This window comes from Bradyrhizobium sp. HKCCYLRH3059, from assembly GCF_051168035.1.
Lineage (GTDB): Bacteria > Pseudomonadota > Alphaproteobacteria > Rhizobiales > Xanthobacteraceae > Bradyrhizobium.
The window spans coordinates 160298-182838 of the sequence record NZ_JBNPUF010000011.1; the positions used below are offsets into that span (position 1 = coordinate 160298).

The 22541-nt window shown below is 66.2% G+C and carries 20 protein-coding genes; 8 read left to right on the top strand and 12 right to left on the bottom strand.

Annotated features, from left to right (window positions below; translation table 11 throughout):
• Positions 1-150: 150 nt before the first annotated feature.
• The 3 genes from ACQR13_RS28740 to ACQR13_RS28750 form a co-directional block, all read right to left on the bottom strand.
• Positions 151-1428, bottom strand: a complete 1278-nt coding sequence (locus ACQR13_RS28740) for a multidrug effflux MFS transporter (RefSeq protein ID WP_315769148.1) — start codon at positions 1426-1428, stop codon at positions 151-153.
• Between the two features lie 120 nt (positions 1429-1548).
• Entirely contained in the window at positions 1549-3372 is a 1824-nt protein-coding gene (locus ACQR13_RS28745) for an aminopeptidase P family protein (RefSeq protein ID WP_315825270.1), read from the bottom strand.
• 512 nt (positions 3373-3884) lie between these two features.
• Positions 3885-4781, bottom strand: coding sequence for a 50S ribosomal protein L11 methyltransferase (locus ACQR13_RS28750; RefSeq protein ID WP_315752440.1), 897 nt, complete (start codon positions 4779-4781; stop codon positions 3885-3887).
• 267 nt (positions 4782-5048) lie between these two features.
• On the opposite strand from ACQR13_RS28750, the gene ACQR13_RS28755 reads away from it, so the two are divergent.
• On the top strand, positions 5049-5213 hold the full coding sequence (locus ACQR13_RS28755; RefSeq protein WP_315713419.1) for a Flp family type IVb pilin: 165 nt from the start codon (positions 5049-5051) through the stop codon (positions 5211-5213).
• 175 nt (positions 5214-5388) lie between these two features.
• Here the strand turns inward: ACQR13_RS28755 and ACQR13_RS28760 are convergent, their stop codons facing one another.
• Positions 5389-6990, bottom strand: a complete 1602-nt coding sequence (locus ACQR13_RS28760; RefSeq protein ID WP_316169806.1) for a phytoene desaturase family protein — start codon at positions 6988-6990, stop codon at positions 5389-5391.
• 200 nt (positions 6991-7190) lie between these two features.
• Between ACQR13_RS28760 and ACQR13_RS28765 the strand changes: the two genes are divergently transcribed.
• The 4 genes from ACQR13_RS28765 (at position 7191) to ACQR13_RS28780 (ending at position 13478) form a co-directional block, all read left to right on the top strand.
• Positions 7191-9470, top strand: coding sequence for a fused MFS/spermidine synthase (locus ACQR13_RS28765; protein ID WP_316169805.1), 2280 nt, complete (start codon positions 7191-7193; stop codon positions 9468-9470).
• A gap of 500 nt (positions 9471-9970) precedes the next feature.
• Complete coding sequence (locus tag ACQR13_RS28770) at positions 9971-10924, top strand: sugar-binding protein (protein WP_315713416.1); 954 nt, start codon at positions 9971-9973, stop codon at positions 10922-10924.
• 13 nt (positions 10925-10937) lie between these two features.
• Positions 10938-12440: a sugar ABC transporter ATP-binding protein gene (locus ACQR13_RS28775; protein WP_316165959.1), complete on the top strand. Its 1503-nt coding sequence runs from the start codon at positions 10938-10940 to the stop codon at positions 12438-12440.
• Positions 12441-12452: 12 nt separating this feature from the next.
• A complete protein-coding gene (locus ACQR13_RS28780) occupies positions 12453-13478 on the top strand; it encodes an ABC transporter permease (protein ID WP_315752444.1) in 1026 nt (341 codons plus the stop codon).
• 53 nt (positions 13479-13531) lie between these two features.
• Here the strand turns inward: ACQR13_RS28780 and ACQR13_RS28785 are convergent, their stop codons facing one another.
• Complete coding sequence (locus tag ACQR13_RS28785) at positions 13532-14320, bottom strand: L,D-transpeptidase (protein ID WP_315752445.1); 789 nt, start codon at positions 14318-14320, stop codon at positions 13532-13534.
• Positions 14321-14637: 317 nt separating this feature from the next.
• On the opposite strand from ACQR13_RS28785, the gene ACQR13_RS28790 reads away from it, so the two are divergent.
• The gene (locus ACQR13_RS28790; RefSeq protein ID WP_315752446.1) at positions 14638-14988 is read left to right on the top strand and encodes a hypothetical protein; all 351 of its coding nucleotides are present in this window, start codon (positions 14638-14640) and stop codon (positions 14986-14988) included.
• A 14-nt stretch (positions 14989-15002) separates the two neighbouring features.
• Here the strand turns inward: ACQR13_RS28790 and ACQR13_RS28795 are convergent, their stop codons facing one another.
• Both ACQR13_RS28795 and ACQR13_RS28800 read right to left on the bottom strand, forming a co-directional pair.
• A complete protein-coding gene (locus tag ACQR13_RS28795) occupies positions 15003-15764 on the bottom strand; it encodes an ABC transporter permease (protein WP_315713411.1) in 762 nt (253 codons plus the stop codon).
• Positions 15761-16681: an ABC transporter ATP-binding protein gene (locus tag ACQR13_RS28800; RefSeq protein ID WP_315752447.1), complete on the bottom strand. Its 921-nt coding sequence runs from the start codon at positions 16679-16681 to the stop codon at positions 15761-15763. The genes ACQR13_RS28795 and ACQR13_RS28800 overlap by 4 nt, the downstream gene beginning before the upstream one ends.
• A 283-nt stretch (positions 16682-16964) precedes the next feature.
• Here ACQR13_RS28800 and ACQR13_RS28805 point away from each other — a divergent pair, with 283 nt between their 5' ends.
• Together ACQR13_RS28805 and ACQR13_RS28810 are read left to right on the top strand one after the other, a co-directional pair.
• Positions 16965-17699: a hypothetical protein gene (locus ACQR13_RS28805; protein ID WP_409998012.1), complete on the top strand. Its 735-nt coding sequence runs from the start codon at positions 16965-16967 to the stop codon at positions 17697-17699.
• A gap of 119 nt (positions 17700-17818) precedes the next feature.
• Positions 17819-18865: an alpha/beta fold hydrolase gene (locus ACQR13_RS28810; RefSeq protein WP_315752448.1), complete on the top strand. Its 1047-nt coding sequence runs from the start codon at positions 17819-17821 to the stop codon at positions 18863-18865.
• Positions 18866-18870: 5 nt separating this feature from the next.
• On the opposite strand, the gene ACQR13_RS28815 is transcribed toward ACQR13_RS28810, so the two are convergent.
• From ACQR13_RS28815 to ACQR13_RS28835, 5 genes are all read right to left on the bottom strand, one after another.
• Positions 18871-19494 (bottom strand): methyltransferase family protein, encoded by a 624-nt coding sequence (locus ACQR13_RS28815; RefSeq protein WP_315752449.1) that lies wholly within the window; start codon positions 19492-19494, stop codon positions 18871-18873.
• A 41-nt stretch (positions 19495-19535) separates the two neighbouring features.
• On the bottom strand, positions 19536-20561 hold the full coding sequence (locus ACQR13_RS28820) for an NAD-dependent epimerase/dehydratase family protein (RefSeq protein WP_434863472.1): 1026 nt from the start codon (positions 20559-20561) through the stop codon (positions 19536-19538).
• The gene (locus ACQR13_RS28825) at positions 20561-21112 is read right to left on the bottom strand and encodes an Mpo1-like protein (RefSeq protein WP_315825264.1); all 552 of its coding nucleotides are present in this window, start codon (positions 21110-21112) and stop codon (positions 20561-20563) included. The genes ACQR13_RS28820 and ACQR13_RS28825 overlap by 1 nt, the downstream gene beginning before the upstream one ends.
• Before the next feature lie 243 nt (positions 21113-21355).
• A complete protein-coding gene (locus ACQR13_RS28830) occupies positions 21356-22027 on the bottom strand; it encodes an OmpA family protein (RefSeq protein WP_315713405.1) in 672 nt (223 codons plus the stop codon).
• Positions 22027-22443, bottom strand: a complete 417-nt coding sequence (locus ACQR13_RS28835; protein WP_315713404.1) for a hypothetical protein — start codon at positions 22441-22443, stop codon at positions 22027-22029. The genes ACQR13_RS28830 and ACQR13_RS28835 overlap by 1 nt, the downstream gene beginning before the upstream one ends.
• Positions 22444-22541 lie beyond the last annotated feature (98 nt).

The following is a 22541-nucleotide window of genomic DNA, read 5'->3' on the forward strand; positions in this document are numbered from 1 at the left end:
AACAATTGTCATCATCCGCGAAAGCGGATGATCCAGTATTCCAGAGGCATTTGTCATGGAGCCAGGACGCTTCGGCCTGCTGGTTACCCGCCTGCGCGGGGTATGACGCCGACAGTGACGCGCGGTCGTGCAGTCGCTCACGCACCTCCCTCACATTACCCCGGCTTCGTCCTCTTCCGCCGTCTCGATCAGCTCCTTCGTCACCTTCATCTGCGTGCGCGGGACCAGGAAGATCATGCTGCAGGCGCAGGCGAGGGACAGGGTGAGCATCGCTGATGTCAGCGGCAGCGTGCTGCTGAAATGGCCGCCGAGCCAGGCGCCGAGCTGCGACGTCAGCGCGCCCACGCCCATCTGCAGGAAGCCCATCGCGCCGGAGGCGGTGCCGGCCGCGCCCGGCCGGACGCTGATGGCGCCGGCGGCGGAGTTCGCCATCACGGCGGCATTGGCGAACATCAGCAGCATCTGCGTGCCGAACAGCACCGAAGGCACCTGGTTGAAGCCGAACAGGCTCCACGTGAAGTTCAGCGCGGCGCTGGTGAGCTGCAGCCCCAGTCCGAACCAGATCAGCCGATCGAGCGAATGGCGCGGCGCGTAGCGCACGCAGAACAGGTTGCCGACGAAATAGGCGAAGCCGGTGGTCGCAAACCACGCGCCATACTCCGCCGAGGAGCGGCCCATCTGCACCTCGACGATATACGGCCCGCCGCCGGCGAAGGCGAAGATGATCTGCGAGGCCAGCACCTGGCACAGCATGTAGCCGAGGAAGGCGCGGCTCTTCACCAGCATGGCGACGTCGCGGCGGAAGCTCGCGTCTTCGACGCGGGCAGGGCGGGTCTCCGGCAGCGCCATGGTCACGGCGATCGCGATCACGATCGACAGCGCGGCGACGACGTAGAAGATGGCGTGCCAGCCGAACGCGATCTCGATCAGGCCACCGGTCAGCGGCGACAGCATCTGCGCGATCATCATGACCGCGACGACGAGGCTGATCATCGCGCCGATGCGCTCGCGCGGATAGAGATCGCGGATGATGGCGCGGCTGATCACCATGCCGCTGGCGCCGCCGAGCGCCTGGAAGAAGCGCGCCGCGATCAGCTGGGGCAGGGTGTCGGCGAAGATGCAGCTGACGCTCGCGACGATCGACAGCGCGAGCCCTGCGAGCATCACGGGGCGGCGGCCGAAGCGGTCCGACAGCGGCCCGAGCAGCAGCTGCGAGATCGCGATGCCGGCCATGTAGAACGACACCGTCATCTGCACCACGGAGGCGTCGCGCCCGAACGTGGTCGCGAGCATCGGCAGGGCTGGCACCAGCAGGTATAGCGAGATCGGCGCCAGGCCGGTCATTACGACCAGCAGGACCAGCAGCGTGCGCGAGGGAGCGGCGCGCGGTGGCGCCGCCCCAGGCGGTCTGCTGATCATTCCATGCATGCTGCCGCTCAAATCGGGTGAACGCCCTGACTGTAGCGGCCTTCCGCTTCGCGGAAATGCCTGTTTCGGCATGCGCCCATGCGGGCAGCGGGACAGTTCGTAGCTGGACAGTCCGGATGACTACAGTGGCGCAGTCGCCTGATCGAGCCAGCGCTGGTCGCTGTCGTCGAGCGCTGCACGGACGGTTTCCCTGACCCGGGCATGATAGGCGTCGAGCCATGCCCGTTCCTCGGCGGTCAGCATGACGACATCGATCAGGCGGCGGTCGATCGGCGCCAGGGTCAGCGCCTCGAAGCCGTTCATCGGCTTCTCCGCGCCTGCGACGTCCTTCGCCACAACGAGCTCAAGGTTCTCGATGCGGATGCCGAAGGCGTCGGTCTTGTAGTAGCCGGGCTCGTTGGACAGGATCATGCCGCGCTTCAGTGGCGTCGTGCCGAGTTTCGAGATGCGCGCGGGTCCCTCGTGCACGGACAGATAGCTGCCGACGCCGTGGCCGGTGCCGTGCTCGAAATCGATGCCCGCCTGCCACAGGAACTGCCGCGCCAGGGTGTCGAGCTGCGCACCGGTGGTGCCGTCGGGGAAGATCGCGCGTGCGATCGCGAGGTGGCCGCGCAGCACGCGGGTGAAGCGGTCGCGCATCTCCTCGGTCGGCGCGCCCACGGCGATCGTGCGGGTGACGTCAGTGGTGCCGTCCTGATATTGCGCGCCGGAATCGATCAGCAGCAGATCACCCGGCATGATGCGGCGGTTGCTCTTGCGGGTGACGCGATAATGCACGATGGCGCCGTTGGGACCGGTGCCCGAGATGGTCGGGAACGAGACGTCCCTGAGTGCGCCGGTGTCGCGGCGAAAGCTCTCCAGCGCCTCGACCGCATCGATCTCGGTCAACGTGCCCTTCGGCGCCTCGCGATCGATGAAGGCGAGAAAGCGCGCCAGCGCCACCGCATCGCGCTGATGGGCGCGCCGCGTGCCGTCGATCTCCACCGCGTTCTTGGCGGCCTTGAGCAGGCTGACCGGATCGGCGCCGCGCACCGCCTTGCCGCCGGCGCCCTGGATCAGCCGCGTCAGGGCATCGGCGGCCGTGGCGCTGTCGAGCGCGACGGCTGCGCCGGATTGTGCGAGCTCGCTCAGGCGCAGTGTCAGCGTGTCCGGCTCCGCCACATCAGCGCTCTGCTCGAGATGATCGCGCGTCAGGTTCGAGAGCTTGCGGGAATCGATGAAGATGGTCGGACGTCCGGCCTTGGGCACCAGCGCATAGGACAGCGGCAGCGGCGTGTGCGAGACGTCGGCGCCGCGGATGTTGAAGGTCCAGGCGACGTTGTGGGAATCGGACAGCACCAGCGCCTCGACCCCGAGGCGCTCGATCTCCTGGCGGATCCGGCCGAGCTTGTCCGCCTCGCTCTCGCCGGACAATTCCGCGCCGTGGATGGAGACGGCGCCGAGCGGCGGCAGCGGCCGTTCGGTCCAGATGCTGTCGACCGGGTTGCGCTCGACCGGCACCAGCTCCGCGCCCGCCTTGGCGCAAGCGGCGGCCAGACGTTCGGCCGCGGCCGTCGTATGCAGCCACGGATCGAAGCCGACGCGGTCACCGCTCTGCAGGTGTCGCGTCAGCCAACTCTCGGGCGGCGGCTCGATCAGCGATTCCACCATCCAGGCCTTGCCGTCGACCTGCTTGCCGGCCTGCAGCGTATAGCGGCCGTCGACGAATATCGCGGCTGCCTGCGGCAGCACGATCGCGAGGCCGGCCGAGCCGGTGAAGCCGGTCAGCCATGCCAGCCTTTCCTCCGATGGCGGCACATATTCGTTCTGCTGCTGGTCGGCGCGAGGCACGATGAATCCGGTGAGCTTGCGGCTGGCCAGCTCTTCGCGGAGCGCGGCCAGCCGCGCGGTCAGCGCCACGCCGGTTTCGGGTTCTTCGAACGTCTGGAACAGAGCTTCGAACATCGGTCTCATACTTTAGAAGTGGATCCTGCCGCAGAAGTGGATCTTGCCGCGTCGGCGACGAATACTCCTTCAGCCGACAGTGCAGTGCACGAAGAATCTCCTTGCATTCGCCTGTGCAAAAAGATTTGCTGTCGCATGCCAGTCATCCGAAAGAGGTGCGGCGAGGAAACGTATGGACGTGACGACCGCGATCGTAAAGATCATCCGCGGTCGGTCGCATGATCCGGGGAGTGCCTCAACTCAACGGCGAGGGGATGCACGATGCCTGCTTTTACCTTCGAAAAACTATCGGCGCCCGCGCCAAGCGGACCGGCGTCCGCACCGGCCGAGAAGCCGCGCAGCGCGCTGGCCGATCTCGTCAATCGTCTCGTTGCGCCGCGCGGTCGACGTGCCTCGCGTAATCAGTCCGACTCCACCTCCCAGCAGAGCCAGCCGAAGACGTAGTCGCGAGCTTGCCGCACCAGCGTGAAGGTTACCGTGCAGGTTCGATCCACGCCGCGAGCTGATCCGCCTTACTGCTGCTTCTGCAGCAACAGGCTGCTCCACCCCTCGATTCTCAAATGCCGGATCGGAACCAGGCCGCGAGCACGATAGGCGGCGCGGACGGCGCGTGCCTGCGGGGTCAACAGGCCCGACAGGATCACGAAGGCTCCAGGCGCGAGGTGGCGCAGCATCGGCGCGGCCAGCTGGCGCAGCGGGTTGGCCAGGATATTCGCCAGCACCAGGTCGAACGGGCCGCACCGGGCAAAGTCCGGGGCGGCGAAGCCGGTGGCGCGGATGACCCGGACCAGGGGGCCTGCGCCGTTGAGCCGGGCGTTCTCCCGCGCCACCATGACCGAGGGCGCATCGATGTCGCTCGCCAGCACGGACCGGTGCGTCGCCTTGGCGGCGGCGATGGCGAGCACGCCGGTTCCGGTGCCGAGGTCGAGCACCCGTCGCGGCGCGCGCGTCTTGAGCACGTGATCAAGCAGCAGCAGGCAGCCGCGGGTGGTGCCGTGGTGGCCGGTGCCGAAGGCGAGCGCCGCCTCGATCTCGATCCCGAGCTTGTTGCCGGGCACCCGCTGCCGGTCATGGCTGCCATGGACCATGAAGCGGCCGGCCGGCACCGGAACGAGGTCGTCCAGGCTGGCCTTGACCCAGTCCTTGGCCTCGACGACCTCGAACGCCAGGGTCTGGGCCACGTCGGAGCCTGCCGCCCCGCCGACCAACTCGCGCACCAGCGCCTGGTCGGGCGGGTCGGCAAAATGAACCGTGACGTCCCAGCGCCCGTCCGGACGCTCGAACGCCGCCACCGCCGCGTCGCCCTCGAAGAACACCTCGGTCAGGACGTCGACCGCCGGGCGGGCGGTCGCTTCATCGGCAACCGTGAAGCTGGCCTTGTGGGTGGCGGGCGTGGTCGTTGAGGTCATCAAGGTGGATCCTGGCGAGATTTGACGGCGTGGTTAAGGGAATTGCCTGCCAACGCAAGCGATAGGGCCGCAATGCGGCCGGATCTGCACATCCGGCGGTTGTATAATGCCTTTCCTGATCCGAATAAAAGTTGAGGTTCAATTGCAGCGAAGAATCTCTGCAACTTGAACTGGGGGCATTATCCCGACTTTAGGGTCCTGGCCCCTAATTTTCCCGTCATGGGAACCGGATGATCCTCGGTTCCTGGGTTGGGAAACGAGGTTCAGATGAAGTCCATTCTGTCGAAGTTCTTGCGTGATGAATCCGGCGCCACCGCCATCGAATACGGCCTGATTGCAGCGGGCATCTCGCTGGCGATCATTGCCGCCGTCAACGGCCTGGGCAGCTCGCTCAGCAGCAAGTTCGAATCGATCAACACGTCGCTGAAGTAATCCGACCGCCGCGGCGTCCTCGAAGAACCGGGCCTCAGCGCCCGGTTTTTCTGCTCTTGAGAGGGCGTATCGAACGCCGGGTCCACAGCATATCCACACGGCCGTGCACTGCTTCTTTGGCGGTTGATCCACCGCTTGTCCACAGGGGTGTGCCGCGCCTTTCCACCCCTTATCCTCAGCCGAACAAAGCGCGATGGTCCGCCAGGATCGCCTGGGCCGCATTGTGGCCGGGGGCGCCGGTGACGCCGCCACCGGGATGGCTGCCGGAGCCGCAATGGTAGAGCCCCTTCAGCGGCGAGCGATAGTCGGCGTGACCGAGCATGGGGCGGGCCGAGAACAACTGGTTCAAGGTCAGCGCGCCGTGGAAGATGTCGCCACCGATCAGCCCGAACTGGCGTTCGAGGTCGAGCGGTGACAGCACCTGCCGGCCGAGCACGCTGGCCGCAAAGCCCGGCGCATAGCGGTCGACGGTCGCGATCATCAGGTCGGCGACCTCGTCGCGATGATTGTCCCAGGAGCGGCCGTCCGGCAGCTCGGGCGCGACATGCTGGCAGAACAGGCTGGCGACGTGCCGGCCCGCGGGCGCCAGCGTCGGGTCGAGCGTGGAGGGGATCAGCAGTTCGACCACGGGATCGCGGCTCCAGCCATGCGCCCGCGCGTCGAGATAGGCCTGGTCCATGTAGCCGAGGCTCGGGCCAAGGATGATTCCCGCGGACAGATGGTCGCCTTCGCCCGGCAGCGCGCTGAACGAGGGCAGCCGGTCGAGCGCCACGTTCATGCGGAACGTGCCCGAACCGCAGCGCCAGTTCCGGATGCGGCTCAGGAACGGCTCGGGCACGGCACCGGCCGGCACCAGGCGCGTATACAGCAGCTTCGGGTTCACGTTGGCGACGACATGGCGGGCGCGGATGGTGCGGCCATCCTCGAGCACGATGCCGACCGCGCGGTCGCGCTCGACGATCACCTCGCGCACGCCGGCCTCGACCTCGACCAGCGTTCCCAGCTCTTTCAGGCACCCGGCCATCGCCTGCGTGATCGCGCCCATCCCGCCGATCGCATGGCCCCAGACGCCCTTCTTGCCGTTCACCTCGCCGAAGGCGTGATGCAGCATCACATAGGCCGAGCCGGCAGCGTAGGGGCTGGCATAGTTGCCGACGATGGCATCGAAGCCGAACAGCGCCTTCACCAGGTCGGTCTCGAAGATCTCGTCGAGCATCTCGCCGGCCGAGCGCGTGAAAAGGTCGAGCAGGTCGCGCTGCTGCTCCAGCGACAGTGCGCGCAGGGTGTTGGCGGTGCCGAGCGCGTTGAACGCCTCGCGGATCGCCGACAGCCCGAACTGGGCGACCAGATTCGGTGGCGCCCGCAGCACGAGGCTGCGAAGCACATCCGCGATCGCCTCGAGCCGGGCCGAGAACGGGCCGATCGCGTCGGCGTCGCGCTGGCTCAGCCGCGCAACCGAAGCCAGCGTGCGACCCTCGCCCGTCAGCAGATAGCGACCGTCCGGCGAGGGCAGGAAGTTCTGCGCCCGGCGCTCGACGATCTCGAGCCCGTGCTCGAGCAGCTTCAGGTCGGAGATGACGCGCGGATTGAGCAGGCTCACCGTGTAGGACGCGACGGAGTTGCGGAAGCCCGGATGAAACTCCTCGGTCACCGCAGCGCCGCCGACCACCTTGCGACGCTCGACCACATGCACCCGCAGGCCCGCCATGGCGAGATAGGCCGCACAGGTCAGGCCGTTGTGGCCCGCGCCGATGATGATGGCGTCGGTTTCATTCATGTCAGCTTCAAGAAGCCCTGTTTAATGGCCCGCACCGGGAACCTCGGCTGGTGCTGTCGCGCCGGAAGGCTGCGACGTCAAGGAAAACTCCATTTTGCCTCAGCTGCTCGCCATACCGCCCTGCGATCCGCTATGTCTCGTCTGCTCATCGCGGTCCGGCCTCGGCATCTGATGCCGGCCGCGCTGCTGCCGGAGTTGTCATGACCTCAATCGCCTCGCCCGCCGCCGTCGCTCAGCCCTCCGCCGCACGCAACCGGCTGGTGCTCGTCGTCTATACCGCCGCCATTTTCGTCAGCGCGCTGCTGTTGTTCTCGGTGCAGCCGCTGTTCACCAAGATGGTGCTGCCGCGGCTCGGCGGCTCGCCGGCGGTGTGGTCGGTGGCGATGGTGTTCTTCCAGACCCTGCTGCTGGCGGGCTACGCCTATGCGCATTTTCTCACCCAGCTGCGCAGCCGGGTGCTGCCGATCGCGATTCATCTGCTGCTGCTCGGTTTCGCCATCCTGGGCTTGCCGCTGTCGATCGCGAGTAGCTGGGGCGATCCGCCGACCTCGGGCTACGGGCTGTGGCTGCTCGGCCTGTTCACCGTGTCGATCGGCCTGCCGTTTTTCGCGCTCGCCGCCAACAATCCGCTGCTGCAGGCGTGGTTCGTGCGCACGGGTCATCCGGCCGCGCCCGACCCGTATTTCCTCTATGCGTCGTCGAACATCGGCAGCTTTCTGGCGCTGCTGTCCTATCCTCTGCTGATCGAGCCGATCTTCAGCCTGCGCATGCAGAACCTGATCTGGACCGGTGGCTATGGCCTCCTGATCGCGCTGATCGCCGGCTGCGGCGTCCTGCTGTTGCGGTCGCCCGTGATCGTGACGAGCCTGCTGCACACCGGCGACAGCCATGCGCCGGCGCCACGCTGGCTGCTGCGCCTGCGCTGGATCTTCCTGGCCGCAGTGCCCTCCGGCCTGCTGATCGCGGTGACCGCGCACATCTCCACCGACGTCGCGGCCGCCCCCTTGCTATGGGTTTTGCCGCTGTCGCTCTATTTGCTGACCTGGGTGCTGGTGTTCCAGTCGCGGCCGCTGCTGCCGCACAAATGGATGCTGGCGCTGCAGCCGCTGGCGATCGCCGGCGTCGTCGTGCTGCTCGCCTTCGGCGGCGAGCAGAATCTCGCGCTCACGCTCGGCGGTCACCAGCTCTGCTTCTTCATCATCGCCATGGCCTGCCATGGTGAGCTCGCGCGCACGCGCCCGCCGGCCAAATATCTCACCGGCTTCTATGTCGCGCTGTCGTTCGGTGGCATGGTCGGCGGCCTGTTCGCCGGCTTGATCGCCCCCTTCACCTTCTCATGGGTTGCCGAATATCCGATCCTGCTGGCGCTGGCGGCGCTGTGCCGGCCCGCGGCCAACGAGCGCTTGCCCGGGATCACGCGCTGGTACTGGCTCCCGCTCGCGGTCATCGCCGTCGCGCTGCTGGTGCCCGCCGGCATGACCGGCAAGGTCACGACCTATCTCGAGGACCACCGCGTCTATGTCGCGGGCGCCGTAGGCGTGCTCGCAGCGCTGCTCGCTCTGCTGCTGAACGGTGGCCGCTGGAAGGTGTTCGCGACGGCCGCGCTCGCGCTCGTCCTGATCCGCGCCTATCCGGCCGATGACGGCCGCGTCGAGACGGTGCGCAGCTTCTTCGGCGTGCACAAGATCGTGGTGACATCGGACGGGCACTACCACGTGCTGATGCACGGCACGACCATTCACGGCGCGCAGAAATATCTCAACGCCGATGGCTCCAAGGTGACGGGGCGGCCCGAGCCGATCACCTACTATCACAAGGACGGCGGCATCGGCCGCGCCATCACCGCGATCCGGGAGCGCAAGGGCGCGCCGCTCAAGGTCGCCGTCATCGGCGTCGGCGCCGGCACGCTCACATGCGCAGCCGAGCCTGGCGAGAGCTGGAAATTCTTCGAGATCGATCAGACCATGGTCGACACCGCCAGCGACACGAAATATTTCAGCTACATCAGGAACTGCGCGCCGGACATCAAGCCCGTCATCGGCGATGCCCGGCTGACCTTTGCCAAGGAGCCGGACGGCGCCTACGATCTGATCATCGTCGACGCCTATTCCTCGGATGCGATTCCGATCCATCTGGCGACGGAGGAGGCGATGGCGATCTACAAGGCGAAGCTGGCGCCGCAGGGCGCCGTCGTGATGCACGTCTCCAATCGGCATCTGGAGCTGGAGAGCGTCGTTGTCGGCATCGCCGACGCCAACGACCTGAAGAGCTGGGTCTACAACGAGGACTCCGGCCGCGACGACGAGTACATCTTCTCCACCGACGTCGTCATCAGCGCGCGCGAGGACGCCGACGTCGGCAAGCTGGCCTCCTCGGACAAGTGGACCGAAACTGAGCCGACCGACGGCGAACGGGTCTGGACCGACGATTATTCGAACATTCTCGGCGCGGTGTATCGGCGGCTTCGCGACGGCGAGTAACAGGGCACTGCCGCCGTTCGACGTCGCCGGGCCTGGATCGCCGTGATGATGGCGCCCAAAGAGGTGCGCGCCTCGTCAGCGGCGGGCCTCGGTTGCATTGCCGCATCGATTTCTCGAGCGTCTGATCGCCGACTTTGCTGTACCGCATCGCAAAACGCAGTGGTTTCGCGCTTTCTGCGCGGGCCTCTGTTGCGTGCCCGTCATGACCATGCTACCTTGAGGTGCGCCCCTCATTTGAGGTCGGTACTTTGCGCGTCTTCGAATGGGTGGGTTGGGGCACGCACGCGCAGTCGAGCTGGATCGCAAACTGAGCGGTGAGGGACCGGTCTGGTCGTCTTGCCCTGAGCGAACGATCGCGCGGACGCTGTCCAGATCGAGGTGCTGTTCGTCCGGGCGGAGCCAGCGGTTCGGACGAGAGACGACTGTTCGCGACTAGATATCGTTCGACTACCAAATGCCGGCCGCATCAAAGCAGGCCGGCTTCACATGGGAGGGGTTCAATGAAGCGTCTTTGGATTGCCGGTGCGTCTGCCTTGTTGTCGATGGCGCTCGGTCTCGGCTCCGCGGGAGCCGCGGACAAGAAGGTCCTCGCCTTCGTCGTCAACGGTGCCTCCGACTTCTGGAAGATCGCCGAGGCCGGCGTGAAGAAGGCGCAGGGCGAGCTGCCCAATTACAACCTGCAGCTCAAATATCCCGAGCAGGCGGCAGCCGCCGTGCAGCAGCGGATGCTGGATGACCTCGTCGCGGCCGGGGCCGCCGGAATCATGGTGAGCGCCGTCGATCCGAAGAACCAGACTGAGCACCTGAACAAGATTGCCGCACAGACGGTGCTCTTCACCACCGACAGCGACGCCCCGCAATCCAAACGCATCGCCTATATCGGCTCCTCCAATACCGAGCTCGGCAAGGATGCCGGCAAGCTGATGCTGAAGGCGCTCCCGAACGGCGGCAAATGTGTCGGCTTCGTCGGCCTGCTCGGGGCTGACAACGCTCGCGAGCGCATCGAAGGCGTGAAGGAGACCATCAAGGGATCGAAGGTCGAACTGGTCGACGTGCGCGGCGACGAGATCGACCAGACCCGGGCCAAGCGCAATGTCGAGGACATCCTGGCAGCGATGCCGGACGTGAGCTGCCTGGTCGGCTTCTATTCCTACAACACCCCGCGCATCTATGAGGTGCTGAAGGAGGCCGGCAAGCTCGGCAAGATCAAGATCATCGGCTTCGACGAGGATCCGATCACGCTCGGCGGCGTCAAGGACGGCGCGATCGAGGGCACCGTCGTGCAGCAGCCGTTCGAGTGGGGCTATCAGGGCATGAAGCTGATGGCGAAGGTCGTTGAGGGCGACAAGTCGGGCGTGCCGGCGAACGGCATCATCATCGTGCCCGGCAAGGTGATCGAGAAGTCGAACGTCGACGACTTCATGGCGCAGATGAAGCAGATGCTGAAGAAGTAGCGCGACGGCCGGCGTGCGCGAGCCCTTCCTCGAGCTGATCGACATCGGCAAGACCTATCCTGGCGTGGTCGCGCTCGACCACGCCAGCCTGTCGGTCGCGCCCGGCGAGGTGATCGCCCTGGTCGGCGAGAACGGCGCCGGCAAGTCGACCTTGATGCGCGTGCTCGGCGGCGTCGTCGAGCCGAGCAGCGGCACGATCCGGATCGATGGCACGGCGCGGACCAGCTACACGGTGGCGGACGCGATCGCGTCCGGCATCGCCTTCGTCCACCAGGAGCTGAACCTGTTCGACAATCTCGATGTCGCAGGCAACGTCTTCATCGGCCGCGAGCCGGTCTATGGCGGTCCGCTGCGGCTGATCGACCGGGCGACGCTGCGGGCCAGGGTGCGCCCGCTGATCGCGCGCCTCGGGGCCGATTTCGAGCCGGAGACGCCGCTTGCCGAGCTGTCTTTGGCGCAGCGCCAGCTGGTCGAGATCATGAAGGCTTTGTCGCTCGATGCGCGCTGCGTGATCATGGACGAGCCGACCTCCAGCCTGACGCTGTCGGAAACCGAGCGGCTGATGCAGGTCATCGCCGGCCTGAAGGCGGGCGGGGTCAGCGTCATCTTCATCACGCATCGCTTGAACGAAGTCATGCAATGCGCCGATCGCGCGATCGTGCTGCGCGACGGCCGCATGGTTGGCGCGCTCACGCGGGACGAGCTCAGTCCTGCCGCGATGATCCGGCTGATGATCGGCCGGGACCTGCGGTCACTCTACGTGCCGCCGGCCGCGCCGCCCGGCGAGGCCGTGCTCGACGTGGTGGAGGCCGTGACCGCGACCTATCCCAACCAGGCCGTCAGCCTGCAGCTCCGGCGCGGCGAGATCCTCGGGCTTGCAGGTCTCGTCGGCTCCGGCCGCACCGAGCTCGCGCGCGGCATCTTCGGCGTCGAGCCGCTGCTGGCCGGGGGCATCAGCCTGGAGGGCGAGCCGATCCGCATCTCGACACCGCGCGCGGCGATCGATCGCGGCATCTATCTCATTCCGGAAGACCGCAAGGCCTGCGGCCTGCTGCTCGACCTGTCGATCGCCGAGAACATCTCGCTGCCGGATCTCGCCTCCTATCTCAGCTTTGGACTTGTCGACATCAGGCGTGAGACCGAGAATGCCGACCGGCAGCGCGAACGGCTCAAGATCCGGGCGTCCGACGTCAAGGTCTCGGTCGGCACCTTGTCCGGCGGCAACCAGCAGAAGGTCGTGCTCGCCAAATGGCTGTCGATGCGGCCAAAGGTCTTGATCTTCGACGAGCCGACCCGGGGCATCGATGTCGGCGCCAAGCAGGAGATCTACGACATGCTGCGGCGGCTGGCGGATTCCGGCGTCGCGATCCTGATGATCTCGAGCGACATGGAGGAGGTGATCGGGGTGAGCGACCGGATCGCCGTGATGCATGAAGGCATGATTTCGGGCTTCCTGGCCCGCAACGAGTTCAGCGAGCACAACGTGCTTCAGCTCGCCGTCGGCCATACCGTCTGAGCGAGGGCGCCCGTGCAGAAAAAAGATCTCAGCCTGCTGATCCTGATCCTGGTGGTCGGCGCCGTCGTCGCCTTCATCAACCCGCGCTTCCTGCTGGTCGGCAACCTCTCCAATACCGCCAACCAGGTCGGCATGTTCGGAATCTTCTCGATCGCCGAGGCCTTCGTCATCATCGTTGGCGGCATCGAGCTCGCCGTGGGCTCGGTGATCGCGTTGCTCGGCGTGCTGTTCATCGACCTCATCGTCAACCGGGACGTCGACTGGGTCGCCGCCTTGTTCCTCATCCTCGCCGGCGGCGTCGCCATCGGCATGGTCCACGGCACGCTGGTGACCAAGATGCGCATCCAGCCCTTCGTGGTGACCCTGTGCGGACTTTTGATCTATCGCGGCGCGGCCCGTTATTACACCGAGGATGCCACGGCCGGCTTCGGCTACGGCGCGAGCTTCCCGGCGCTGGAATGGCTGGCCGCCGGCCGCACCGATGTCCTCGGCTTTCCACTGCCGCATAGCGTCGTGGCGCTCGCCATCGTGGCCGGCATCGCCTGGCTGGTGCTGCACCGCTCGGTGTACGGCCGCTATTTCTACGCGGTCGGCAAGAACGAGGAGGCGGCGCGCTACTCCGGCATCCGGTCCGATCGGGTGACGATCGCGGCCTATGTGATCTGCGGCGCCCTGACGGCGCTCGCCGCGGTCCTGCTGGCGATGTACACCCGCTCGATCTCGCCGGCGGTGCATGGCTCGTTCTACGAGCTCTATGCGATCGCCGCAGCGGTGCTCGGGGGCTGTTCGCTGCGCGGCGGCGAGGGCTCGGTCATCGGCGTCGTGCTCGGCACAATCCTGCTGCAGATGCTGCAGAACCTGGTCAATCTGCTGGGCATCCCGAGCTCGCTCAATTTCGCCGTGATGGGCACGGTGATCCTGATCGGCGTGCTGGCCGATCAGTATTTCGTGCAGCGGCGCGCGCGCATGCCGACGGCCCGCGGGCAGGCCAGCGCCGATCGTGCGTCCGCCTCGCTCGAGCGGGTCAACGCCGAGTGAGGAGGCGCCGATGCGCTGCGTAACAGCGCCCGGCCGCGAGGATCAATGCGCGATCAGTCCTGATAGGTGTAGTAGCCGCGCGGCTGATAATAAGAGCGCGGCTGGTAATAGCGCGGCTGCGCGTAGCTCGGATTGCCGTTTTGGTAATCGTACTGCTGCTGCTGCGGATAGGCCTGGGCGTCATAGACGCGCCGGGCCGTGCCGCGCGGCGCCGGATAACGCACGCCGTTGTCGCTGCCGTCGGCGGGATAGATGTAGCCGTCATCGGGCCGCTGCTGCGGAACGACCTGGCGTCCGGGCAGCATCTGTGGCTGCGGCGTCAGCACGACCGGCTCGCCGCTGTCGTCATACTGCTGCGGCACGTCGCGGCGGGCAACAGCGGTGCCGCGGCGTGGATTGCGCGCCAGCGCCACCTCGGCCGAGCCGGTCAGGGTCACCGTGGTGTTGAGCACGCCGTCCTTTTGCACCAGGTCGTAGAGCGTCGTGGCGTTGGCCTTGGACAGCCGGACGCAGCCGTGGGACGCCGGGGTCCCGAGGCGGCTTTCCGAATCCGTGCCGTGAATCGCGTGACCGACCTTCGTGAAGAAGATCGAATGCGGCATCGGTGCGTCGTCGAATTCCTTGGAAAAATGATCGGCCTCCATGCGGAAGGCGCGGAACGAGCCATTCGGCGTTTCCCGTGAGGGAATGCCGGTCGAGACTGGCCATCGATAGCGCTCGACGCCATCGACGGCGACCGTCATGATCTGGCTGTTCTTGTCGACCGTGATGTCGATCTTGGCCAGAGCCGGCGTGGCCGACAGAAAGGCGAAGCCGGCAACTGCAAAAAGGATGGTACGCATCTAACCTCTGGCCTCCAGGGCCCTCGACTGTGGAGAGACCTCAAAACGGGACTTTAACGCCCAGGTCATCGCCTCGGCCTGCACTATGTCGGAATTGCCGGCTTTGTTCCAGCCGAGGGCAGCCTCAACCTTAATGTCGGGCAGGACCAGGACAAAGGCTCCCCGCGTTCACCGGCGCTGACATTTTCGCGACCGCGGATGGTCTTTCATTCCGGCGTTTTGGGACCTCTCTAATCGGTGCAATTCGTCACGACCGCGCAACTTTTTGGCCGCATCCGCGTTTCAAAGATTCCCCCATGCGGTTCCCAGGACTCAAAATGTTGACGATGAAGGCCAAGACGGCGGTGCTCGATGATCGCGCGCCGCAGAAGCTGACCTACCTGCTGGCTGCGCTCGCGCTGGTCGTCCTGGCGCTGGCCTGGCTGGCGCTGCCGCAATTCGCCCATGCCCAGGGCATCATCCGTGGCGCCCATGAAGGGGCCCACGAAGGCAACCGCATCGCCGGTCCGGTGGGCGGCGTCGTCGGCGGCGCGGTCGGTGCCGGCGTCGGCGGAGCCGTGGGCGCCGTCGAAGGCGTGCTCGGCATTCCGCACCGCTCCTATTACCACCGGCACTATCACTGCCGGGGATACCGCGACAGCTACGGCCGCTTCCACTGCTACCGCTGAGTTGAGGCGCCGGCTCAATGCTTGAGCCGGTAGCCCGTCTTGAAGATCCACCAGATGATCGTCATGCAGATCGCCAGGAACAGCAGCGTCACGCCGACGCTGATTTCCACCCTGACGTCGGCGATCTCGTAGAAGCTCCAGCGAAAGCCCGAGATCAGGTAGACCACCGGGTTGAGCAGCGCGATCGAATGCCAGGTCGGCGGCAGCATGTTGACCGAGTAGAAGCTGCCGCCGAGGAACGTGAGCGGCGTCACCACCAGCATCGGGACCATCTGCAGCTTCTCGAAGCCGTCGGCCCAGATGCCGATGATGAAGCCGAACAGGCTGAAGGTCACGGCCGTCAGCACCAGGAACGACAGCATCCACACCGGGTGCTGGATGTGCAGCGGCACGAACAGCCCGGCGGTCGCGAGGATGATCAGCCCGAGAATGATGGATTTCGTCGCGGCCGCGCCGACATAGCCGAGCACGATCTCGAAATGCGAGATCGGCGCCGAGAGGATCTCGTAGATCGTGCCGATGAATTTCGGGAAGTAGATCCCGAACGAGGCGTTGGAGATGCTCTGGGTCAACACCGACAGCATCACGAGGCCGGGCACGATGAAGGTGCCGTAGCTGACGCCCTCGACGTGGCTGATGCGCGAGCCGATCGCGGCGCCGAACACGACGAAGTAGAGCGACGTCGACACGACGGGCGACACGATGCTCTGCAGCAGCGTGCGCCAGGTGCGCGCCATTTCGAACTTGTAGATTGCGGCGACCGCGCGAAAATTCATTGCCGCACCAGGCTCACGAAGATGTCTTCAAGGGATGATTGCTTGGTCTCGAGATCGACGAAGCGGATGCCGGCGGTCCTGAGATCGCCGAGCAGGCTGGTGATGCCGGTGCGCTCGCCCTTGGTATCGTAGTCATAGGCGAGCCGCCAGCCGTCGTCCGACAGCGCCAGATGATAGGGCGCGAGCGTCTCGGGGATGGTCTCGATCCGGTGCTGCAGATGCAGGCTCAGCCGCTTCCGGCCGAGCTTCGCCATCAGCTTGGCCTTGTCCTCGACCAGCACGATCTCGCCCTTGTTGATGACGCCGACGCGATCGGCCATCTCCTCGGCTTCCTCGATGTAGTGCGTGGTGAGAATGATGGTGACGCCGGCGGCCTTCAGCTCGCGCACGACGTCCCACATGCCCTTGCGCAGCTCGACGTCGACGCCCGCGGTCGGCTCGTCCAGGAACAGCACCTGCGGCTCGTGCGAGAGCGCCTTCGCGATCATCACGCGGCGCTTCATGCCGCCGGAGAGCGTGATGATCTTGGCGTCCTTCTTGTCCCAGAGCGACAGGTCCTTGAGGATCTTCTCGATCAGGGCGGGGTTCTTCGGCTTGCCGAACAGCCCCCGGCTGAAGCTGACCGTGGCCCATACGGTCTCGAACGAATCGGTGTGCAGCTCCTGCGGCACCAGCCCGATCAGCGCCCGTGCGGCACGGTAGTCGCGGTTGATGTCGTGGCCGCCGACCGCGACCTTGCCCGCGGACGCATTGACGATGCCGCAGATGATGCTGATCAGCGTCGTCTTGCCCGCGCCGTTGGGCCCGAGCAGCGCGAAGATCTCGCCCCGCTCGATCGCGAGATCGACATTGTTGAGCGAGGTGAAGCCCGAGGAATAGGTCTTCGACAGGCCGGTAACGGAAATGACGGGAGCCATCACGGGGATTCGATGCGAGGGATTCGAAAAGAGCGGGGGAGCTGCGCGGAGGAGGGGGCGCAGGCGAAGCGCTCAGATAGGGACGGCGATGCGTTCGCGCAATCGTGCGCGCCGCCCTCGATCATGTCGCTTGTTGGGCTTTTCCGTGGCCGATATGGCTGAGTGTTGCCGCTCAGCCACGTCTGAGGAGGAACGCCGCCTTGCGATGTCCGACGATGTTGCGTCCGCGAGCATCTTGGGTACGGTCGCGCCGTCTCGACATTTCCGCCGCGGAGAAGGACCGATGACGGCACGCGCCAGCACCGTTCGACCCACCTTCAAGCGCAGCCTCTCGGCGCGCTGCTTTGGCATGGTGGCGCTGGCCGTTGCGCTGGCTCTGCCGCTCGGCACCGGATCGGTCCGGGCGGCACCGAGCCCGGCGGCCGCAACCGCCGCCAGCACCACGCATGTCTATCTGCTGCGCGGCGTGCTCAACATCTTCTCGCTCGGGCTCGACGACATCGCCGCCAAGCTGGATTCGCAGGGCATTCCGAACACGGTCGCCAATTTCGTGTCGTGGTCGTCGCTCGCCGACGAAGCGGCGGCCGCCTATCGCGCCGGCCGGATCAAGACCATCATCCTGGTGGGCCATTCCTCGGGCGCGACCGCGCTGCCGGACATGATCAACAAGCTCGGCCAGCTCGGGGTGCCGGTGAAGCTCGCGATCGGGCTCGATTCGGTGTTCAAGACCAAGCTCGTCGGCGGCAACGCCGAGCGCTACATCAATTTCTACATCGCCAGCGGTGCCGGCGAGCCGGTCCGCCGCGACGACGGCTTCCGCGGCAAGCTTGAGAATGTCGACGTCCAGTCGGTTCCCGGTGTCGGCCACGTCACGATCGAGAAGAACCAGATCATGCAGCAGAAGGTGATCGGTGCCATCGATGGCGTGGTGTTCGGCGGCCGCGGCCGCCCGGCGGCGGCGCCGCCGACGCGCATGGCCGCGCCGCAGCGCGCGGCCAACGTGACCGGCTACCGGTAGTCCGCGGCCGCGCCACGGGGCGCGCGCCCCAAAATGCTCCCATTCGGCGGCGACAAACGGTATGGCAGGGGGGATATGACCCTGCTTGATCTCAGCCGAGAGCTTTCCCGGGAGCGCGAATGACCAGCGTGGCGCGAATCGCGAAGCGGTGGCTCGGTCCAGCCAAGGTGGCTGCCGGCAGGAGACTGCTCGCGATCCTCGTCACCGCACCTTTGCTCGCGGGACTTGCCGCCCCAAGCATCTCGCGGGCCGCCCAGCCCGGCGCTGCGTCCGCCCCCGCGCCGACCAGATCCGCCAAGGCATCCCCGGCAGCAACCCCCGCGGCGATCCGCGCCGTACCGACTGCGCCGCCCGAGATCAGCCAGCCGCTGCCGCCGCCGCGGGTGTACCTGTTCCGCGGCGCGCTCGGGCCGCTGTTCTCGACCGGGATGGATCGTCTGGCCGAAAAGATCGAGCAGGCCGGCTACCGGGCCAGTGTCTATGAATTCACGCTGTGCGACCTGATCGCGCTCCAGGTGGCCAAGAACTACCGCCAGGAGCCGGGCCCGATCGTGCTGATCGGCCATTCGATGGGCGGGCTGTGCAGCGTCCGCATCGCGATCACGCTGCAGGAGCAGAACATCCCGGTTGCCCTCGTCGTCACCGTCGATCCGGCGCATGCGACCAAGAGCGTGCCGCCCAACGTGCAGCGCTTCATCAACCTGTTCCTGTCCGACAACATTCTCGGCGGCGGCGACGTCAAGCCGGAGCCCGGCTTTCGCGGTCACTACGCCAGTTTCGACATGAAGGATCATGATGAGGTCACGCACATCAACATCGACAAGATGGAGGACGTGCACGCCCAATTGGTCACCATGATCAGCCAATTGTCGCAGACCTCGGCGACCGCCGACGCGGACCCGGTGCCGCTGCGCTACTTGGTGCCGCCGAAAGCCTCCGTGGAGCTGTGGGACAGCGGCACTGCTCTGGCGGTACGGCCGGGCGAGACCCTGGACCAGATCGCCACCAATTATCACGTTCCGCTCTGGGCGCTCCAGCAATCCAACCGCGGCCTCGCCACCCAGCCGTTGGTCCCCGGCCAGCGCATCATCCTGCCGCGCCACCTGCTGCCGCAGGCGGCAAACCAGTCGCCGCAGCCGCCTTCGGAAGCCCAGGCCAGACGCTGAGCGCTCTAGCCCGGCGGCAGGAACGGAATGATCATCGGCACGCGCTGCCGGTAGGTGACGTAATCCGGCCCGAGCTCCTGCGCGAGGAAGACCTCTTCCATCTTTGCCTTCCAGGCCATCCCGAGCGAGATCAGGACGGCGCCCAGCACGGCGGTCACCGTGCCCACCGCGATGCCGGTGGCGATCATGCCGAGGATCAGCCCGGTATAGATGGGGTGACGGACCATGCCGTAGGGGCCGGTGTCGATGACCTTGTGGCCTTCCTTGTGGGTGATCGCGTTGGACCAGAAGCGGCCGAGATGGATGCGCGCCCACCAGGTGAAGGCGATGCCGGCCAGGGTGACGACGGTCAGCAGGTAGACGCCGGTCTCACCGGGAGTCCAGAACGGCTTCTCGCCGAGCAGGCGCGAGGTCCACGGCGTGAACAGGATGCCGCCGAGCACGATCAGCGCGTGATAGCGGCTGGTCTTGATCACCGTCACATGCTTGCGGGTCTGCCCCGACCAGAACGAGGCGCCGACCCAGCTCGCGAGCCAGATCAGCCAGATGATGGCCAGCAGCGAGGTGGGCCAGGTGGTGGTCCATCCGCTGAACGCAAACGACGAGATGGGGCTGGCATCGCCGGACATGTGTTGGAACCGTTATGAGACCTGGGACCGGCTGCTCTTAGCTATTCGGCCGCGGTGCGAAAAGGGTGTTGTTTACCGTCGAGCCGCTTTCCCGGCTCGGAACCGAGCAGAAAGGCGATCGTCTCGCGCAAGGTCGGCTCGATCGGGCGCGGGACGTAGCCGAGCTCGCGTTTGGCCCTGTCGATTGACAGATCCGAGGCCGCGCGGGCGATCCGCACCCCCTCGGCGGTGCCGGACGGGCAGCGCTTGGTGAGGTGATCGGAGACGAGCTCGAGCATGCCCGCCGACAGCTCGGCCAGCCGGCCGGGCACGGCGACCGCGACATGCTTGCGGCCGCTGATCGCCGCCATGAGATCGAGGATCCGGCTGAGACGCAGGCTCTCGCCGCCGAACACGTAGCGGCCGCCGACCTTGCCGCGCTCCATCGCCAGGATCAGGCCGTCCGCGACGTCGCGGACGTCGACCAGGTTGACGACGAAGTCGAGATAGAGCTGGAGCCGGCTGTCCAGGAAGTGCCGCAGCATCTGCGAGGGCGGTGTCAGGTTGCTGTCGTGCGGCCCGATCGGCATTGTCGGCGTGCCCACCACGACGGGGAAGCCGTCCGCCGCGGCGGCCATGGCGCGGGCCTCCGCCAGCGCCTTGGAGCGCGTATAGGCGCCCGGCATCGCCTCGGCCGGCGGTGCGGTCGGTGCCGATGCGGCGCCGGTCGAGCCGGGATAGTCGAACAGGATGGATTCGGTCGAACAGTGCAGGAACCGGCGCACCCGGCCGGCGCGCGCCGCCGCCAGCATCGTCTCCGTGCCCACGCAATTGACGCGGTAGAAGTCCTCGCGGTCCGGCATCCACATGCCGGGCAGTCCAGCCAGATGATAGACCTGATCGACGCCGGCGACCGCCTGCTTCACCAGGCCCGCATCGAGCACCGAGCCTTCGATGTACTCGACGTCAGCGATCATGTGGCTGGGGCAGCGAATATCGAGCACACGCACCTCCGCGCCCCGCGTCGCGAGCGCAGAGACGAGGTGATGGCCGATGAAACCGCTGCCGCCGGTGACGAGGACTTTCATTAGGGGCGCGAGTGCTGATCGCCTTGAAGCCGGTCCGATGCGAGCCGATCCGGCGACCAGTCCGGCGCGATGAGGTCGGACACCGAAGGCCGCAGACCCAACGCCATGTACAATTTCGCCATCACGAACATCGGACCGAGAAAGAGATGCGCCGGATGATCCAGCAGAGATGGATTGTTGCGCTCGAACACCTTGTGGCCCACGGCCTGCGAGACAAAGCCGAAGATGATGAGCGCGGCAAACAGCGCCCAGAAGGCGACGCCATGGACGTGATCGGCGATCATCATGGCCGCAGCAAGGAACAGCACGGCGAAGGCCAGGATGCCGGCCCCGAGTGCGGCATCGAGCAGCAGCCAGTAGAGCAGGACGGGCAGCGCCAGCACGGCGCCGAGGCCGATCCGGATGCCGAACGCGTCGAAATGCCACAAGCTCAGGGGCAGCACGGCGCCCAGGAACAACAGGATGATCCCGAACACATGCATCAGGCCGTTGCGCGGATCGCGATGGTATTCGACGTAGTCGACCATCTGGCGTCGGAACATGGCGTTCATGGCTGGCTCGCTCGTCAATGAGATCGACCGTCGCTCAATCGACGGCCGCAAAGAGGGGGCTATACCATCAAGCGGCTGCATCGACAAACCCGGCAATCACGGCCCAGCAGCATTGCCGCGCGACCCGACTTGAAAACAGGTTCCATTGGCGCCTGTCGGGAATAGCGTATCGGCAACCTGCTGAGACAACAGTCGCACCTGCAGCGCGCTGGGTTCATGGCCTCAGCGCAGGTCTCAATTGCATCAACTGCGATGCTTGCGCGGGGCCTGCTTGTGGGGCGCTGCCGGGGCAGGGGCCGAAGGCGGCGGCGCGGCCTCTTCTACGGTCTTTGCGATCGGGATGATCTGGATCTGCTGATTGACGGCGGCGGTCGGCTTGGACGGGTCGAGCAACTGCTCCTCGCCAAGTCCGATCGATTGCAGCCGCTTGACCGAGATCTTGAAGGTGTTCGCCAGGATGTCGCGGATCGCGTCGGCGCGGCGCTGGCTCAGGATGACGTTGGCCTCGCGCTTGCCGTTGGCCTCGACATGGCCGACGATCAGGAAGGTGTAGGGCAGCAGATCGGAATACACCATCGCATCGGCGATCCGCCCGACGGTCTGGTACGATTCCGGGCGCACGATCGGCGTGTCCACGTCGAACTGGATGTCGACGTTGAAGGCCGGCAGATTCATCAGCTCCGGCGCGATCGGCGGACGCTTCTGCGGCGGTGGCTCGTTGCGCCCGCGCGACCTGGAACGCTCCTGCGTCTGCTGCTTCAGCGCCGGCAGATCCAGCGTGGGTGCGGTTTCGAAGCGGCCGAGCTGGCGCACGATGTCCTCGCGACCCGGCTCCTGCGACCAGGCGGGCGCGCTCGCGGCCATCAGCGAAGCCACGATCGGCCCTGACAGCAATGATCTCGCGGTCCGCCGCATCAGCGATACCCCGCTTCACCCATCGCCTGCTGACACCGCGCGCTCACGCCGTTGGCCGTCATCAGGCACGGGATCGATTTGCTCGTCTCCTTCGTGGAGCCGCCACACAGCTTGACGATCTCGCGCTGGCAGGCGTTGGCGACCGTGACCCGTGCCGCGATGCGCTTCTGGATCGCCTCGAACGCCTTGAAATAGGTCGCCTTGCACTGCGCGGAGACCACGTCCTGGTTGCGCGAGAGGCATTCCTTGAGGCGGTTGGAGTCGAGATTGACGCCGCGGCAATTGGCGGTGATGTCGGCGCCGCAGCTCGACGCGATCAGCCCCGCGGAATCGCCAAAGCTCATCGTCTGCGCCGCCGCCAGCGAGGGCACACACAGCGCGACCGCAACACTCAACAGAATGTATCCCCGGACCATGATTGCATCTCATACGATGCACGCTGCCACGGTCAAGGCCTAACCAAGGCGAAGTGTGAAGTTCGATCGCGGCGAGCGGCTACGCGGCAAGCGCAGGC